Below are 17251 nucleotides of genomic sequence, written 5' to 3' on the forward strand. Positions count from 1 at the left end.
AGCCTATCAGCAACAATGCGGAGCGGGAACCGGCAATTGGTGAAGGGCGCCGCCGCCGCCCCTAGTAGATCCCGCCCTTGTCCTCGACAAAATCGCCTTCCTCGACCGGCACGTCATCGCCGCCGGCATCGCCCTTTGCCGCGCGGGCCTTGCGGATCGCCTCGAGCACCGCATCCTTCAGCGTCTGGTCTTCCGGTCGGAATGTGCGCGTCGGCTCGCTGTTGGGCTTGAACGCTTCCCAGATCACCGAGGCCCGACGAACGTCGTCATCCGGCGTCCCGCCAAACACCTGCCGCCCGCTCACCCGGTCGATCTTCACCATGCGGATACCTTCCGGCACGGTGAAAGGCGTGTCGCTCCAGCGCTTACGGGTCTGGAGGATGAAGTCCTTGAAGATCGGCGCTGCGATCCGTCCGCCCTGGGCATAGCCGCCAAGGCTGCGCGGCTGGTCATAGCCGAGGTAGAGCGCGCCAACGATATCTGGCGAACCACCGGCGAACCAAACGTTGGTCGGGCCGGAGGTCGTGCCGGTCTTGCCGAACAGCGGCAGGTGGAGATCGGCAAGCGTCAGCGCGGTGCCGCGCACGACCACGCCTTCCAGCATGTGCACCACCTGATAGGCGGTGCGCGGATCGAGCACCTGCCTGCCCGTTGGCTTCATCCGCGGCATGGGACTGCCGTCCCACTGCGCCATGTTGCAACCGCTGCAGTCGCGGTTGTCAGCCTTCCAGATCACCTTGCCATCACGGTTCTGCACGTAATCGACTAAAGTCTGCTCATGCTGACGGCCATGATTGGCGAGCGCGGCATAGGCATTGGCTATTTTCGCGGCGGTCGTGTCGCCCGCGCCCAGCGCCATCGAGAGATAGGGCTGGTAATCGCCGACGCCCACGCTCTTGATTGTACGCACAACCTTGTCCATGCCGACATCGTTGGCGATGCGCACGGTCATCAGGTTGCGCGATTGCTCGAGGCCCCAGCGCATCGTGTGGCTGCCCGAGCCGCCTTCGTTGCCGAAGTTCCTGAAGCACTTCTGCCCCAGCGCTGCGCCCTGATAGACGCAGAACGTGCCGTCGAGCACCATCGAGGCCGGCGTCATCCCGTTGTCGAGCGCGGTTGCGTAGACAAATGGTTTGATCGTCGAACCCGGCTGACGCACCGCCTGCGTCGCGCGGTTGAACGAGCCAAGGCGCGCATCAAAGCCGCCCTGCATAGCGAGCACGCGGCCGCTCTGCGGGTCCTCCACCACCATGCCGCCCGAGACTTCCGGAACCACCCGCACTGACCAGCCGCCGCCCGAGGGCGCTGCCGCGATCACGTCACCCGCCTTCATCGCCTGCGGCATCGCCCAGAGCGGCCCGGTGCTGCCATCGGCAAACCCGATCCGCCCGTCGTTCCCGCGCCGATCCAGCACCACGCCGATGCGCCAGTCCTGATAGCGGATGGAAAGGTTGCTCGTGATGAGTTCGGACTGCCAATTGCCGGAAGCGTCGATCCTGGCGATCGGTCCGCTCCAAGCCCGCCCGCCGCTGAACCGCACGAGGCCCGCGCGCAGCGCATTCTGCGCCGCGGTCTGCAACTCGGTATCGAGCGAGGTGCGCACCCACAGGCCGCCGGCATAGACGCTGTTCGGGCCATCCTCGGCATTCTCGCCGAACTTGTCGATCAGCTGACGCCGCACTTCCTCAAGGAAGTAGCCCGCATCCGCCGTGTAATTTTCAGCGCGGCGCTGCACCAAACCCAGCGGCTGCGCCTTGGCCTCGGCTGCCTCGGCCGGCGTGGCCCATCCGTTCTTGACCATCTGGTCGAGCACATAGGCGCGCCGCTCCAGCGCTTTCTCGGCAAACTTGGCGCGGCCATACGTTTCCGGCGCCTTGGGCAGGATCGCGAGGAACGCGACCTCATGCAGCTTGAGATCGCCGACATCCTTGTCGAAATAGGCGCGCGAGGCTGCCTGCACGCCGAAGCTCTGCCGCCCCAGCGGAATCTCGTTTAGGTAGAGCTCGAGAATCTGCTGCTTGGTCAGCACGCTCTCGATGCGCCGCGCGAGGATCATTTCCTTGAGCTTGCGCGTCACCGAATATTCGTTGCCAATCAGGATGTTCTTGGCGACCTGCTGGGTAATCGTCGAACCGCCGCGCGCGCGTTCGCCCGATCCGAACTTCATTGTGTAATCGACCATCGCGCCGATCAGGCCGGTGAAGTCCACCCCGCCGTGGCTGAAGAACGACTTGTCTTCCGCCGAGAGGAACGCGTGGATCAGCGGCTCGGGAAAATCGACATAGCGCAGCTGCACCCGCCGCTCACGGGCATAGCTCGATACGATCTCGCCATCGTTGCCGCGCACCATCGTCGGCAGCGGCGGCTGATAGGTGAGCAGCTTGTCTGCAGAGGGCAGCGTGCGGATCACCGTGACCCACAGGATCGCATAGAGCAGCACCAGCACGGCCAGCGCATAGCCCGCTCGCCGAACCCAGATGTTGCCGCGCCACAAGTCGCGCGCCCGGATCAGCAGTCCCGCCGCGTCACGCTGGATACGCCAGCGCACCGAAGTGCCGTCGGAACCGGGAAGGTCAGGATCATTCGCCATCTGCGTCGGGCCTTAGCATGGCCTTTTGCCCGATTGCCAGTGGGCGCGAACAACAAGCGGGACCACTCACCGCTCACGGAACCGCAGGCGCAACAGTCGTCCGCGCGAGATAGATCTCGATCGCCGAAGCCACCGAGGCCGCAAACCCCTTGCGCCACCCCGCATTGCCCAGCGCGCTCGCGTCGTTCGGAGAGCTGATGTAGCCCGCCTCGATCAAGGCGGAGGGCAGGTCGAGCGATTTCAGCACCACGAATGCCGCTTCGCGATCAGGATCGGTATGGAAGCGCACCTTGCCCTCCCCCTCGCGCAGCACCAGCGCGGCGAAGGCCTTCGAGCGTTCGCGCATCTCGCGCTGCGACAGGCTCACCAGAATGGCCGTGACCGCATCGGACTTTCCGCCAAGCTCGACGCCGTTCACGGTGTCGGCCTTGTTTTCCCGCCGCGCGACAGAATCGGCAAGGGCGTCGGAGCCGCGGTCAGAAAGCGTGTAGACCGTCGCTCCCGTGGCATCGGGCGATTCAGAGGCATCGGCGTGGATTGATACAAACAGATCAGCCTTGAGCCGCTGGGCGATCCCCGAGCGTTCTTCCAGCGCCAGAAAACGGTCGCCGTCCCGCGTCAGCGCAACGCGGACACGCCCATCCGCAAGAAGCGCATCGCGCAGCGCCAGAGCGAGCGACAGGGTAATCATCTTTTCGCGTTCGCCGCGCAATCCGCTCGCACCGGGATCGTGCCCGCCATGCCCGGCGTCGATTACAACAAGAGGCCGGCTGGCGTCTGCTGGGCCTTCGACCTTGGGCAAGCCGATCTGCCCCGTGCGCGAAGGCAAGGCAATGCGGATCACGGTATCAGGAACCCGTGCGGGCGCGACATACGCAAACGCAAACAGGATCGCGGCAGCCGTCAGCGCAGCCAGCGGCACCCCCAACACCACCCCGATCAGGACCCTTCTCTTCATCGCCTGCGGCTATGCATTGCAGGGGGCGCGACGGTCCAGCGCGAATTGGCGGAGCGGTGTTTCAACGCAGGCTTCGCGCCCGCCCGATAGCGGCGACCACGCATTCGCGCTTTCGCCATCGATCACGATTCCGACACCAAGGCGCACAGAATTGTATTTCGGAATAATATCGACGGTTAACAGATCGAATATTAAAATGCGATTGCACAGCGATAACGGTATATTATCCTCTGAGTTAAACGACTCGTGGGGGAGTAAACAGCCATGCCGATATCTGGTAATGGGTGGGAAATATTGATCGAACGCCACTCGATTCAGTCGAGAGCACAAGGCACAAGACCTCGGACCCGAACCGTTGGAAGCTATCAGGTTTTCAACAATGGCGTTCCAGTTCAGGGACTTTCGGGCACGACGGCTGAATCGCAAGGCCCGAGTTCAAATACAACTAAAGGTGTGCGTATCTTGTCTGGCACCTACCCGCTCGCCACGCAGAATGGCGGCAAGTACGCGACCATTCATTACAATCCCAACCCCAATCACACCGCTTTGCGACGGCCGGGCGTCGAACTGTTGAAGACCGGCCATCGCAGCGAAATCCTGATTCACCGGGGTATCGGCTTCCTCGCATCGGTGGGATGCATCAACTTGTGCAAGATCCTGCCCGATGCTTCGGAGCCCATTTCCTTCCCCGGCAGCCGCGCAAGAGTGATCGCCATGATCGACAATATGCGCAGCTTCCTCGGCGCCAACTTTCCCCACGATGACGGCTTCTCGATTCCGCAGGCAACGGCCGTGATCGTGGGCGACCCCTGATCCAATCGAGGCCCGATCCACGGCCAGCGCTTCGACAATTCGCAAGACGGGATTTCACGATGAACGCAAAATTTCTCGCAGGTCTGCTGGTCATGGCGCTTCCGGCGCAAGCTCTTCAAGCTGCGGACTGCGGCATGAAGCCAGCGTTCAAGCAGGCGGACAACAAAGGCTCATCATCCATCGCTGTGTGGCAGGACAATGCCCGGTCGGCGCTGCTTTTTGCAGACCGCATGAACGTCAACACCGATGGAACGCGGCGCTCCTACAGTGTCGACGACTTCTGGGGCACGACCAAGGCTTTGAACAATCTTTGCAATGCGATGTCGGACGGGTGCGCAACGCTGACGACCGAACCGCAGCTTCGCACCCGCCGCGAACTTACTCAGGAGGCAAAGGCGAAAGGGTGGCCGGCAGACCTGCTGACGAAAACCAAGATTTCGTCGTCCATTATTCCCTTCAAGAACGGGAAGCCCTGCCCCGAGGTGAATGGCTACCTCGTATCCGCCACATCGCTGCACAAGGCTGGAGCCTTCGATAGCTGCGAAATCGACAACTATGTCGATGCGCTTGCCACATCGGCAATCGTGCTCCCAAAGCAGGGAAAGAACGCGCCGCCGACGCAATTTGACGTTCGCGGGGCCGACGTTGGGGATCTGGTGGCCGTTCTCTCCGGCAACCAGCAGCTTGTGCGCTTCGCCGTGGTGGGCGACAAAGGGCCGCCAAAGGAACTTGGCGAGATTTCGATTGCCCTTGCCGGCAAATTGCTCGGCAAGCAGTCCCCGCCCGCCAACTACCGGGAAATCAGAGGCATGCCACCCTACGCCGGAATGGGCTGGACTGTCGGCAAAACCTACATGCTGGTCTTTCCCAAAAGCCGCAAATCCAGCGATCCCTATCTCGCGCAGGACCGGATCGACGCCGATGGTGCGGCGCTGCTCGAAGCGTGGGGTGGTGTGGAGCGCCTCAAGGCTTGCGCTGCGGTCTACAAGGCGAACTGAACCACTGTGCGTCCCGCGGCGATGTAGTTCTGTTGCCGGCGCCTTGCTGTGAGCGAAACCGCCAAACATGCCATCGGCTGACGCGGCAAAATCTCAGGCGTCCGCCCGCAACCATCCCGTCATGGTTTTAATTGCTGGTTGGCAAATCCAGTGCTAGCAGTGCCAATCTGGAATGAGCCCGATCGGCCTCAGCTCCGCCCCCGGACTTTGCTGCAATGCCCTCGCGCGCATCGCAGATTATCGGGACAAGGCGTTGCTCTGGCACGGTTTTTCGGTTCAATCCTAAAGTACAGGCGAGTGAGCATTCCGGTCGTTTTCCGGCCTCTCTCGCGCCAGAGGTTGATGTCTTGATGGAAAGCCGTGCAACGTTCGAGCCGAGGAGCCCCGCAGGGGCCCGTGCGGGCTTGGCGTGCACCGGTTCGTGCCAGTCGCCACGAACCATCCTCGGGGCAGACACGCACCAACCGCCGCCGAGCGGCGAGCGCAACGGACACGCAAAAGCGGCCTTTCATGCGCTCCGAACCGGCAAATCCGCATTCGCGAAACGCCTCCAAGCCGACCCGGTTGCAACCGGGCCCGGCCTTTATGGCACTCGCGCTTTCACATTGAACCGCGCCCAGAACCCGGGTTCACGCCCGAGGCCGCGCGGCTGGAGACTTTATAATGACAACGCGCATGCTGATCGATGCGCGCCACCAGGAAGAAACCCGGGTGGCGGTGCTCAATGGCAACCGGATTGAAGAGTTCGATTTTGAATCTGCCGATCACAAGCAGATCAAGGGTAACATATATCTTGCAAAGGTAACCCGCGTCGAACCGTCGCTGCAGGCGGCGTTCGTCGATTTCGGCGGCAATCGCCATGGGTTCCTCGCCTTCAGCGAGATCCATCCGGACTACTATCAGATCCCCAAGGAAGACCGCGAGGCGCTCCTTGCCGAAGAAGCCGCGCATGCCGAGGAAGAAGCCGCGCTGCGCGCCGCTGACGAGGCTGAAGAAGGCGATCTCGACGAGTTTGACGATCAGGGGGACGGCGGCGACGACCGCTTTGACTACGACGGCGATGAAGGCGTCACCGAAGTCGATACCTCGGAGAAGGACGAAGTCGCCACGATCGAAGGCGGCGTCGTCGAAAACGGTTTCGAGGACGAAGGCGCCGACGAGAGCGGCGAAGAAGCCGGCGAAGAGCAGGGTGAAGAAAGCGACGGACGCTCGCGCCGCCCTCGCCGCCAGCGCGCTCCCCGCGCCCAGGCGCGAGAGGCCGACGATCTGCGCGCCCGCCGTATGGCGCTGCGCCGCCGCTACAAGATCCAGGACGTCATCCAGCGCCGTCAGGTGCTGCTCGTTCAGGTCGTGAAGGAAGAGCGCGGGAACAAGGGCGCCGCCCTTACCACCTACCTCAGCCTTGCAGGCCGCTACTGCGTGCTCATGCCGAATTCGAGCCATGGCGGCGGCATCAGCCGCAAGATCAACTCGGCCGCTGACCGCAAGCGCCTCAAGTCGATCATGGCGGAGCTGGAACTGCCCCGCACGATGAGCTGCATCGTGCGCACCGCCGGCCTTCAGCGCACGAAGCCCGAGATCAAGCGCGATTTCGATTACCTTGCCCGCCTGTGGGACGAGATCCGCGAGCGCACGCTCAAGTCCTCCGCGCCCGCGCTGATCCATTCGGACAGCGACCTCATCAAGCGCGCGATTCGCGACATCTACAATCGTGACATCGAGGAAGTCGTCGTCGAGGGCGAGCACGGCTACCGCGCTGCCAAGGACTTCATGAAGCTCCTGATGCCCAGCCACGCCAAGCGTGTGCGGCAGTATGTCGATCCGGTGCCGCTGTTCCAGCGCTACGGCGCCGAAGACCAGCTCACCGCGATGTATGATCCGGTCGTCCAGTTGAAGAGCGGCGGCTACCTCGTGATCAACCCGACCGAGGCGCTCGTCTCGATCGACATCAACTCGGGCCGTTCGACCAAGGAACACGGCATCGAGCAGACCGCGGTCGCCACCAACCTTGAAGCCGCGCGCGAAATCGCCCGCCAGTTGCGCCTGCGCGACATGGCCGGACTTGTCGTAATCGACTTCATCGACATGGAATACGGCTCGAACGTCCGCAAGGTCGAGAAGGCCATGAAGGACGCGCTGCGCAACGATCGCGCGCGCATCCAGGTCGGCCGCATCTCGGGCTTCGGCCTCATGGAAATGAGCCGCCAGCGCCTGCGCACCGGCGTGCTTGAAGCCACCACGCGCGCCTGCCCACACTGCGATGGTTCGGGCCTTGTCCGCACTGCATCCTCGGCAGGTCTCTCGGCTCTGCGCATGATCGAGGACGAAGCCGCCAAGGGCAAGGGCACGATCATCACGCTCTATGCCAGCCAGGAAGCGGCGATCTACGTGCTCAATGCCAAGCGCGCCGATCTCGCCGAGATCGAAATGCGCTACGGCGTGTCGGTCGAGGTGATCCCGGAAGGCGAGAATGAAGGCGCGAAGATGCGCGTCGCCTCGCGCGGGCCCAAGCCTTCGTTCGTGCCGCGCTTCGAACCGATCATCGAGCCTGAAGAGGACGTGATCGAGGAAGACGATTTCGCCGATGAGGAAGAAGCCGAAGATCAGGACGAGCCGCGTGGCGAACGCCGGGATCGCGGCGCCGACCGTGACGAAGGTGATGGCGAAGGCGGCCGTCGCAAGCGCCGCAAGCGCCGCCGGGGCCGTGGCCGCGACCGGGATGGCAGCGAGAGGGATGGCGGCGATAACCCGCAGCCTGCTTCCGCTGATGGCGATGCCGAAGGCGATGATGATGACGGTGAGGACGGCGAGCGCGGCGAAGGCAGCGAACGCCCTGACGACCGTGGGGACGAGCGCGGCGAAGATCGCGGTCCGCGCAAGCGCCGCCGCCGTAGCCGCCGCCGTCGCGGTGGCCGTGGTGACGGCGATGCGCAGAGTGGTGAAGCCGAGACCACCGATTCGGAATCCGAAGCTGACGAAGCCGATCAGGTCGTGGAAACTGCCGACGCCGCTGCTCCTGAAGCAGCTGCCGAGGACGCCCCGGTCAAGCCGCGTCGCAGCCGCCGGAAGAAGGCCGATTCGGCTGAAGCCGATACAGCAGGGGCCGAGGCAGCCACGCCTGAAGCCGCAGCGGCTGAGGAAGTAGCGGAACCCGCTGCCTTGGAAGCCGAAGCAGAGGCCCCGGCAAAGCCCAAGCGCACCCGCCGCAAGAAAGCCGATACGGCAGAAGCTGAGGCGCCCGCAGCCGAAATCGTAGCAGAAGCACCTGTGGCTGAACCGGAAGCGGAAGCCCCGGCCAAGCCGAAGCGTACGCGCCGCAAGAAGAGCGACACTGTCGAAGCCGAGGCGCCCGCTGCAGAAGCTCCGGCGGAAGTCGCTGCCCCGGAAGCGGTGGCCGAAGCTGCGCCCGAAGCAACTCCCGCAGATGAAACGCCGAGCGAGCCGCGTCGCGGCTGGTGGCAGCGGACCTTCGGTGCCTGATCGGCACTGACGGGACCTCCAATCAGAAAGGGCCTCCCCAGCGCATCAGCCGGGGAGGCCCTTTTGCTATCTGAAGAGCCGAGGCTCAGGCGACGCGGGTTGCGGCGCCCCATTCCATCCATGCTGCCCAGCGCGGCGTGCCAGCGAGATAGCCCTGTCCCATCGGCGAAACATCGAAACCGGCATGCCGCACGGCTGCGGCGATCGGCCGCGTCAAGTGGCAGCCTCCGGCGATCGGTTTCCAAAATGGCTCGATGCGCTGCTGCCAGCGCTGCACATCCTCATCCGGCGCACTGCCGTGCTCGAGAAACAGGAACTGCCCGCCCGGCTTTAGTATGCGTCGCATTTCGGAAAGCACGCGGTGCGGATCACTCACCGAACACAGCGTGTAGGTGCAGACCACGGTGTCGAAACTCTCGCTAGCAAAGGGAATCGCCTCCCCCACGCCGTGCCGGATGTCCGCAGCCCAGCCCTTTTTCGCCGCTTCACTTCGCGCGAAATCGAGCAGCTTCTCTGACGGATCGATTCCGGCAAACGAGGTCACTGCGGCGGTATCGTAGAATTGTTGGTTGTAGCCGCCACCGCAACCAATCTCGAACACCGCGCCGCGCGCCTTGGGGACAACTTGCGCGCGCAAGTCCATGATCCCAGGTGCGCCGCAGCACGTGCGGATCAGGCGCGGCACCATGTGCCGGTCCCAGAATGCTTTCAAACCCATTATCCGTGCCCTCTCCCGTACAGACTATCGCTGTTCTTGCACGCCCGGACGCAGCCCTACAAGCGCCCGACGTACACGATTTCATGAGTCGAATCTTTGCCAGATTGTTTCTCCACGCGTCTAACAAGATTCCAAATGAGAGATTATCCCTTTGTTTAATATCCTAAATTTTTTGAGCCGCGGCCCGAGGAGCGTTCAGGGCGTTAGGGGATTGTTAGAAGATTGTGCGTAGATAAGGCCTTGCTCACCACGGAAGACACGAGGGGTGAGTGGCGCGTGGGGCGCCAACTCAGGAGATCGAACATGACGCTTTTCAAGAACCTGCTCGCTAACGAAGAAGGCGCGACCGCAATCGAATACGGTCTGATCGCCGCTCTGATCGCTGTTGCCGCCATCACCGCCATGGGCGCGCTGGGCAACTCGCTGTCGAACACGTTCAACCTGGTTTCGACCCAGATGAACAACGCTTCGGACGGCAAGCTCTAAGAGCTTCGCGCAAGCGAAACGTTCGGGGGCGGGGAACGAAAGTTCCCCGCCCCTTTCGTTTTTCTGCACCCCTCATGGGGCAAAGCGGCACCTGCCCGCACGACCTGTCACCTTGGGTAGGCCAACAAGCTCCCCTGCCCCCTTGCTCGCCGCCACGGTTTCGCTAAGGACTGATCTTCCATATTTTAGAACGAGATCAGCAAGGACGGCTCGATGGCGACCTTCACGCTTCCGAAGAATTCCAAGGTCAATGGCAAGTCGCGGCATTTCCCGGCGGCAACCCAGGGGCGGATCCAGAAGTTCAAGGTCTATCGCTACGATCCGGACAGCGGAGAGAACCCGCGTTACGATACGTTCGAGATCGATCTCGACCAGTGCGGCCCGATGGTGCTCGACGCCCTCATCAAGATGAAGGGCGAGCAGGACCCGACGCTCACCTTCCGCCGCTCGTGCCGTGAAGGTATCTGCGGCTCCTGCGCGATGAACCTCAATGGCCGCAACGGCCTCGCCTGCACCACCGCGATTTCGGATCTCAAGGGCGAGATCCGCATCACGCCGCTGCCGCACATGGAAGTGATCAAGGACCTCGTCCCCGATTTCACCCACTTCTACGCGCAGTACGCCTCGATTCGCCCCTGGTTGCAGACCGTGTCGCCGACCCCCTCGGGCAAGGAGCGCCTGCAGAGCCCCGAACAGCGTGAAAAGCTCGACGGGCTATACGAGTGCATCCTGTGCGCATGCTGCTCCACCTCGTGCCCGAGCTATTGGTGGAACTCCGACAAGTTCCTCGGCCCGGCCATCCTGCTCCAGGCCTATCGCTGGCTGGCAGACAGCCGCGACGAAATGACCGGCGAGCGGCTTGACGAACTGGAAGATCCCTTCCGCCTCTATCGCTGCCACACGATCATGAACTGCGCCAACGTCTGCCCCAAGGGGCTCTCGCCGGCGCGCGCGATCGCCGAGATCAAGAAGATGCAGGTCGAACGTTCGATCTGATCGGTTCGTCGTGCCGCAGTCCGACATGCAGGTGAACAATGGCGCCTTCACCTATGGCCCGTCCGAGGAGCATCCGGGCTGGTACACCTGGGATCTGACGGATCAGGACCGGTTCAATGCCTATGTCATGGGCCGCTTGCTGGTGCGCCGCGAGGATCTTCCCGGCGGCGCGCCCGCCGTGCGGCTGCGGATGTTTCCGGAGCGGCGGCACAGCAATCTGCTCGATGCCGTCCACGGCGGCATTACGCTCTCGCTGATCGACGTGTCGCTGTTTGCCTGCATGCGCCACGCCATCGATGGCGATGCCGCAGGATCGGTCACGCTTGATCTGTCCACCCAGTTCATCGGCGCCGGTATCGTGGGCAAGCCGCTGGACGCCGTGGTGGAAGTCCTGCGCGAGACGCGGCGCCTGCTGTTCCTGCGCGGTACGGTGGTGCAGGAAGACCACCTCGTCGCCGCCTTCAACGGAACCGTGCGCAAGCCCTCATCGCGATGAGCGGCCTCGCGGAACGCTATGCCGCGCTGGTCGCGGCGGGCGAACTGAAACCCGATCCCGAGCAGGCCGCAGCCGCTGCCCGCCTTGACGCGCTCCAGCGCGAACTGGAGCGCCCTGCTCCAAAGCCCGGCCTCGTCGGCCGCCTGCTCGGCAGCAAGCCCCCTGCCCCTCCCCGCGGCCTCTACATGTGGGGCGGCGTCGGGCGCGGCAAGTCAATGCTGATGGACCTGTTCCACGATACGCTGGAAGCAGGCCCCAAGCGCCGGGCACATTTCCATGAGTTCATGCTCGACGTCCATGCGCGGCTGCGCGTGGAGCGCCAGAAGGAGCGTGGCGATCCGATCCCGCCTGTCGCCGCCGCGATTGCTGCAGAAGCGCGCGTGCTTGCCTTCGACGAGATGGTGGTGAACAACAGCGCCGACGCCATGATCATGGGCCGCCTGTTCACCGCGCTGATCGCGGATCTCGGCGTCACTGTCGTCACCACATCAAACCGCGCGCCGAACCAGCTCTACAAGGACGGCCTCAACCGCGAGCACTTCCTTCCCTTCATCGCGCTGATCGAGAACCGGCTCGATGTGGTCGCGCTCAACGGCCCGACCGACTACCGCATGGTGCGCATGCAAGGTGTGGGCACCTGGCACGTGCCGAACGGGCCCGAGGCAACTGCGGCGGTGCGCGAGGCCTTCTTCCGCATGACCGACTACCCGCCGGAAGATAGCCTGCACGTGCCCACGGGCGCGCTCGATCTGGGCGGAGGGCGCGTGCTGCATGTGCCCAAAAGCCTCAAGGGCGTCGCGGTATTCAGCTTCAAGCGCCTTTGCGGTGAAGCGCGCGGCGCGGCCGACTACCTCGCAATTGCGCGCAACTACCACACGGTGATCGTTGTCGGCATTCCGCGCCTCGGGCCGGACCAACGCAACGAGGCGGCGCGCTTCGTCACGCTGATCGACGCGCTGTACGAGCACAAGGTCAACCTGATCGCGACAGCCGATGCCGAGCCGGCGGAGCTTTACCCTGCAGGGGATGGCCGGTTCGAGTTCGAGCGGACAGTCAGCCGTCTGATCGAGATGCAGAGCCGCGACTACCTCGCGCTCGGTCACGGCGAAGAGAGCAATTAACCACGAATCGCTGATTCGGGAGAGGCGGCCGAGCGCCTCCGGCGTGGATCGCGCGTGCCTGAACGGGTTGCTTGCAGCCAAACGCAAGGCCCAAGAATCAAGTGGGCCGGATGCGACGACATCGCAACCAGCCCTCTCAAAATGCCCGCATTTACGGGCGTTTCAGGAGCTCAACGCTCCGTATGCGCACCTTGAAAACAACAAAAGCCCAAGCTTATCGACTTGGGCTTTGCTGGATTGAGGTGATCAGGCCTTGGGCTTGAAGATGTAGTTAAGGATATTCCACATGGTGCGCTCCATCACGGTTGGATGAAGCTCGTTTACCATGTGCATTCATGGTTAACAAGAGTTTAAGATTACTGCGAACGCCGCTTTTGCAGGCTCTCCTCGTAAACCGTGCGGAATGAAGCAAAGGGCTGCGGGCGTCCAAGGTAGTAGCCCTGCCCCGAGTCGCAGCCCAGTTCGTGCAGCAGGCCGAAGGTCGCCGCGTCCTCGATTCCCTCCGCCACGACTTCCTGCCCCAAGGCGTGGGCAAGCATGATCGTATTGCTGACAATGGCTCGCTCGCGCGGGTTCGATACGATCCGCGAGACGAAGCGCCGGTCGAGCTTGAGCTCATCGCTCGGCAGATCGGCCAGGTAGGTAAGGCTCGCTTCGCCAGTGCCGAAATCGTCGATGGACAGGCGGAATCCCATCCCGCGCAGCAAAGTCAGGTTATGGCACGCAGCCGGGCGGTTGCGCACGCTCGAGGTCTCGGTGATCTCGATCGTCAGCAGCGACGGCTCGAAGCCGCGGCGTGTGACGATCTCGGTAAACCGCGCGACGAGGTCAGCCTTGTCGACCATTTGCGCCGAAAGATTCACGCTCATCTGGAAGCGCTCACCCATCGCGTTCACGATCAGCGCCGCAGTGATCGCTTCCTCGAGCACCCAGTAGGTCAGCGCATCGATGCGGCCCGCGCGCTCGGCCTGGAGGATGAAGGCATCAGGAGAGATCGGCCCGCGCGTGGGATGGTTCCAGCGAATCAGCGCTTCGGCACCATAGATGCGCTGGTCGCGAAAACGCCACTGCGGCTGGAACGCCAGCCAGATGTCGCCATTGCGCAGGCCCTCGTCGATCCGCGCATGGAGCGAGAGCTCCCATGGCGCTTCGGCAAGGCGGTGCGCCTCGAAGAGTTCCACGACACGGCCATTGGCAAGAGCTTCGTTCGCGCTCACCAGCGCCGAATTGACCCGGGTCAGCGTATCGAGGCCCTCGTTTCGATCGAGCCCGAAGTGGATATTCGTATCGAAGGTATGATGGCCGATCTGCAGCGGCGCAGAGAACAGTGCGCGGAGCCCTTCGAGATGGCTGTTCTGGGTTTCCAGCGGCCGGGCTTCCTCGCTCCACACGAAATGCCCGCTATCGCCCTGATAGATGTCCTCGGACCCTGTGCCAGCTGCGATGCGGCGCGCGATCTGCCGCGCAAATTCGCCGTGCAGGTTGGCTGGGAGCGTTGCGAGCATCTCCTCGAAGCGCGCAATCACCGCGACGACCACGTCCCGGCCAACGCCGATTTCGGTGGTCGAAAAGGCCAGCAAGTTGGGCAGGCCGGAAACATTGGTGTGCTGAATCCGCCGAGTGCGCTTGTGCCAGAGGCGCAAGCCGCCAAACAGGATCAGCACGCAGATCGAAACATCCGGACTGCTGACGATGCCGTAGTCCCTCAGCATTGCCGGAAGGACCAGCACCGCGGCAACCAAAGCCGTGTAGGCAGGAATCTTGAGTCGGTAGCGCCCCATCCGCCCGATGAGCACCAGCGCAGCCAGCGTCAGCATCAGCAGGGGCAGATCGGTAAGGTTGACCGAGAACGGCTTGCGCAGGGCAGCGGCGCCGGCGATGTCCAGCGGAACCTGCGACGTCACCGTGCGGCCAAAGTAGCCTGCAATCGGCGCCGACCCTTGCGCGGAGATGATCAAGGTGCGGCCGGAGATGGCATCTGGCGCGACCCTGCCTTCGAGAAGGTCCCTCGCCGAAATTGTCCGGATCGTCAGCGGATCGATCGAAAAGTCGGGGTAGATCGTACCCCGGCGCGCCTTTGTGGCATGCGCCAGATAGGCGCTGACGGTCGTGTAATCGGTGCCGTTGATCGACAGCGAGGTCGGCGTGGAGACGGCATTGGTCAGGAAATTCGTGTTCCAGGCCGATACGGCGATGCGCGCGTTGCCCGCGATATCGGCGGGGGGAAAGCGGAAGGCATTTGCCGGGAAGTTGTCCAGTTTCTCGGAGCGAACGACAAAGGTCAATTCATCGCCGAAGGACCTGACGGCCGACGCCAGCGCCGCATCAGCGTCCCGATCCGCACCAGTCTTGACCTTGGCGTCGAACAGGACCTCGCGCGGCATCATACGCCTTACGCGGAGCAGGATGGATGCTTCTTCGGCGTTTCCATACTCCCTGAGGTCGTCCAGCGACATGACCACGATATCGCGCGGAGCCGGATTCCCGACCATCTTGAAGCGCAGATTCCAGTAGCCATGGTCAACCGCATCGCTCAGGCCGAACCACCAGAGCGCCAGTACTATCACCAAAGTCTTTCCGATCGTCGATCGGAGTATCCTGCGCATGGACTACCGCTTTCCAGAGGTGATCCAAGCTCTAGAACGCAATCCTTTAGAACCCCTTACTCTGGTTAATATAGACTGACCGCAGGGTCCGATCAGCCTAGCAGGGCAAGGCTGCGGTCCAGCATCAGCAATTGCCAGATCAGCCGGCTATGATCGCTCGTCCCGGCGATATGCGCCTCGGTGAGAGCAGAAAGGCGGGCGGTATCGAACCATCCAGTCCGCGCGAGGGTGCCGCCGGACACCACCTGACGCGCCTCTCCCGCAAGCGGTCCACGCAGCCATGCAGCGATCGGCGTGACAAAGCCCATCTTCGGGCGGAACAGGATATCTTCGGGCAGATAACGCCGCATCGCCGTCTTCATCAGCCACTTGCCCGTCCGCCCGCGCACACGCACCCGTTCCGGCAGGCGCGCACCGAATTCGATGAGGCGGTGATCGAGCAGCGGTTCGCGCGCTTCGAGGCTGACGGCCATGCTTGTGCGGTCGACCTTGGTGAGGATGTCGCCCGGCAGGTAGAACTTGAGGTCCGCATATTGCGCCCGGTCCAGCCCGCTGCGCGCCGGGGCGCCGCGCATCAACTCAATAAAGGGCTGCTCCGCGCGATAATCACCGCGCAGGCGACGGAAATCGTCCGAATAGAGCGCGCTGCGCAGCTCCGGCCCGGTCACCGCCAGCGCCCGCGCGTAGCCCTCCTCCCCGCTCCCGGCGAGGCTCAGCAGCGTCGTCTTGGCGCGCAAGGGGCGCGGTGCCCAATCGAGCTTGGGATAGACCGCCCCCAGCCCGCCCAGCAGTGGCCGCCGCAGGGCTGAAGGCAGGAAGGCGCGCGCCTGTTCTTCGCGGTGCTGGAACGTCTGACGGCGATATCCGGCAAAGGCTTCGTCCGCTCCGTCGCCCGAAAGCGCCACCGTCACGTGCTCACGCGCAAGCTGCGAGACCCGCCAGGTCGGCAGGGCGGAGGCATCGGCAAAGGGCTCGTCGAACACGGCCGCAAGCCTGTCGACTTGTGCGAAATCGTCCGCACCGACGATGCGCTGGTGGTGCTCGGTGCCGTACTGGGCCGCGATCCGCGCCGCATACTCCGTCTCGTCGAGCGCCTTCACGTCAAAGCCGATCGTGCAGGTCTTGACCGGCTCGCGGCTTGCCTCTGCCATCAGAGCGACGACGCTGGAGCTGTCCACCCCGCCCGAAAGGAACGCGCCGAGCGGCACGTCGGCCACCATGCGCGAAGTGACCGCCTCGCGCAGGCGATGAAGCAGATGCGCGCCGAGATCGGCCTCGCTCCCCCGCTCGCGCTGCTCGAACGAGACATCCCACCACTGCACCGGCGGCGGCGGCGGGGCATCGTGGCGCAGCAGGCGGTAATGGCCCGCCGGCAGCTTCTCCACGCCCTTCAGGATCGAGCGCGTATCGGGCACGAAGCCCCAGGTAAGGTAGTCCTCCACCGCCAGCGGATCGATCTCACGCCGCAGCGAGGGGTGCGCAAGGAGTTGCTTGAGCTCGGAGCCGAAGATCACGCTGCCATCGGCAAGAGTCGCCATGTGGAGCGGCTTCACCCCCAGCCGATCGCGCGCCAGCAGCAGCGTGCGCTGCCTGAGATCATAGAGTGCGAAGGCGAACATGCCGTGAAGCCGCGGCAGGCAGTTCACGCCCCATTTCTGCCATGCGGCGAGGATCACCTCGCTGTCGCCATCGGTGCGGAACGTCGCGCCTTCGGCCTGCAGTTCGCGGCGAAGTTCGCGGAAATTGTAGATCTCGCCGTTGAACACCAGCATCGCCGCGCCATCGGCCGAGGCCATCGGCTGCGGTGATCCTGCAAGGTCGATGATGGCGAGGCGCAAGTGGCCAAGACCCACGCCCGGAGCGGTCCATACGCCCTGCCCGTCCGGCCCGCGATGCGCGGCAACCGCGCACATCCGCGAGACGCGGTCCGGATCGACGGGCTTCAGGCCCTCGGTGTGAAAGATTCCGGCAATGCCGCACATGATGGAG

General features: G+C 63.6%; 12 protein-coding genes. 7 read left to right on the forward strand and 5 right to left on the reverse strand.

Annotated elements, in window-relative coordinates:
* Positions 1 to 61 precede the first annotated feature (61 nt).
* A complete protein-coding gene (locus tag NSE01_RS03500) occupies positions 62 to 2590 on the reverse strand; it encodes a penicillin-binding protein 1A (protein WP_147158246.1) in 2529 nt (842 codons plus the stop codon).
* Positions 2591 to 2663: 73 nt separating this feature from the next.
* Positions 2664 to 3548, reverse strand: coding sequence for an N-acetylmuramoyl-L-alanine amidase family protein (locus NSE01_RS03505; RefSeq protein WP_147158247.1), 885 nt, complete (start codon positions 3546 to 3548; stop codon positions 2664 to 2666).
* Between the two features lie 264 nt (positions 3549 to 3812).
* On the opposite strand from NSE01_RS03505, the gene NSE01_RS03510 reads away from it, so the two are divergent.
* The 3 genes from NSE01_RS03510 (at position 3813) to NSE01_RS03520 (ending at position 8839) form a co-directional block, all read left to right on the forward strand.
* Positions 3813 to 4361, forward strand: coding sequence for a hypothetical protein (locus tag NSE01_RS03510; RefSeq protein WP_147158248.1), 549 nt, complete (start codon positions 3813 to 3815; stop codon positions 4359 to 4361).
* A 59-nt stretch (positions 4362 to 4420) separates the two neighbouring features.
* Positions 4421 to 5359 (forward strand): glycoside hydrolase family 75 protein, encoded by a 939-nt coding sequence (locus NSE01_RS03515; RefSeq protein WP_147158249.1) that lies wholly within the window; start codon positions 4421 to 4423, stop codon positions 5357 to 5359.
* 663 nt (positions 5360 to 6022) lie between these two features.
* Entirely contained in the window at positions 6023 to 8839 is a 2817-nt protein-coding gene (locus NSE01_RS03520; protein WP_147158250.1) for an Rne/Rng family ribonuclease, read from the forward strand.
* 85 nt (positions 8840 to 8924) lie between these two features.
* Here the strand turns inward: NSE01_RS03520 and NSE01_RS03525 are convergent, their stop codons facing one another.
* The gene (locus NSE01_RS03525) at positions 8925 to 9557 is read right to left on the reverse strand and encodes a class I SAM-dependent methyltransferase (protein WP_147158251.1); all 633 of its coding nucleotides are present in this window, start codon (positions 9555 to 9557) and stop codon (positions 8925 to 8927) included.
* A gap of 303 nt (positions 9558 to 9860) precedes the next feature.
* On the opposite strand from NSE01_RS03525, the gene NSE01_RS03530 reads away from it, so the two are divergent.
* The 4 genes from NSE01_RS03530 to zapE all read left to right on the forward strand — a co-directional run bounded on the left by NSE01_RS03530 (position 9861) and on the right by zapE (position 12656).
* A complete protein-coding gene (locus NSE01_RS03530) occupies positions 9861 to 10043 on the forward strand; it encodes a Flp family type IVb pilin (RefSeq protein WP_054120896.1) in 183 nt (60 codons plus the stop codon).
* 213 nt (positions 10044 to 10256) lie between these two features.
* Positions 10257 to 11039 (forward strand): succinate dehydrogenase iron-sulfur subunit, encoded by a 783-nt coding sequence (locus tag NSE01_RS03535; RefSeq protein WP_147158252.1) that lies wholly within the window; start codon positions 10257 to 10259, stop codon positions 11037 to 11039.
* A 25-nt stretch (positions 11040 to 11064) separates the two neighbouring features.
* Positions 11065 to 11535 carry a PaaI family thioesterase gene (locus tag NSE01_RS03540; protein ID WP_147158253.1) on the forward strand — a complete coding sequence of 157 codons (471 nt, stop codon included), beginning with the start codon at positions 11065 to 11067 and terminating at the stop codon, positions 11533 to 11535.
* Positions 11532 to 12656 (forward strand): cell division protein ZapE, encoded by a 1125-nt coding sequence (gene zapE / locus NSE01_RS03545; RefSeq protein ID WP_147158254.1) that lies wholly within the window; start codon positions 11532 to 11534, stop codon positions 12654 to 12656. The genes NSE01_RS03540 and zapE overlap by 4 nt, the downstream gene beginning before the upstream one ends.
* A 356-nt stretch (positions 12657 to 13012) precedes the next feature.
* Here zapE and NSE01_RS21645 read toward each other — a convergent pair whose 3' ends face one another.
* Both NSE01_RS21645 and NSE01_RS03555 read right to left on the reverse strand, forming a co-directional pair.
* Positions 13013 to 15262: an EAL domain-containing protein gene (locus NSE01_RS21645; protein WP_246135012.1), complete on the reverse strand. Its 2250-nt coding sequence runs from the start codon at positions 15260 to 15262 to the stop codon at positions 13013 to 13015.
* Positions 15263 to 15354: 92 nt separating this feature from the next.
* Positions 15355 to 17244, reverse strand: coding sequence for an XrtA/PEP-CTERM system amidotransferase (locus NSE01_RS03555; RefSeq protein WP_147158255.1), 1890 nt, complete (start codon positions 17242 to 17244; stop codon positions 15355 to 15357).
* Between the last annotated feature and the right edge of the window lie 7 nt (positions 17245 to 17251).

Source organism: Novosphingobium sediminis (assembly GCF_007991615.1).
GTDB lineage: Bacteria > Pseudomonadota > Alphaproteobacteria > Sphingomonadales > Sphingomonadaceae > Novosphingobium > Novosphingobium sediminis.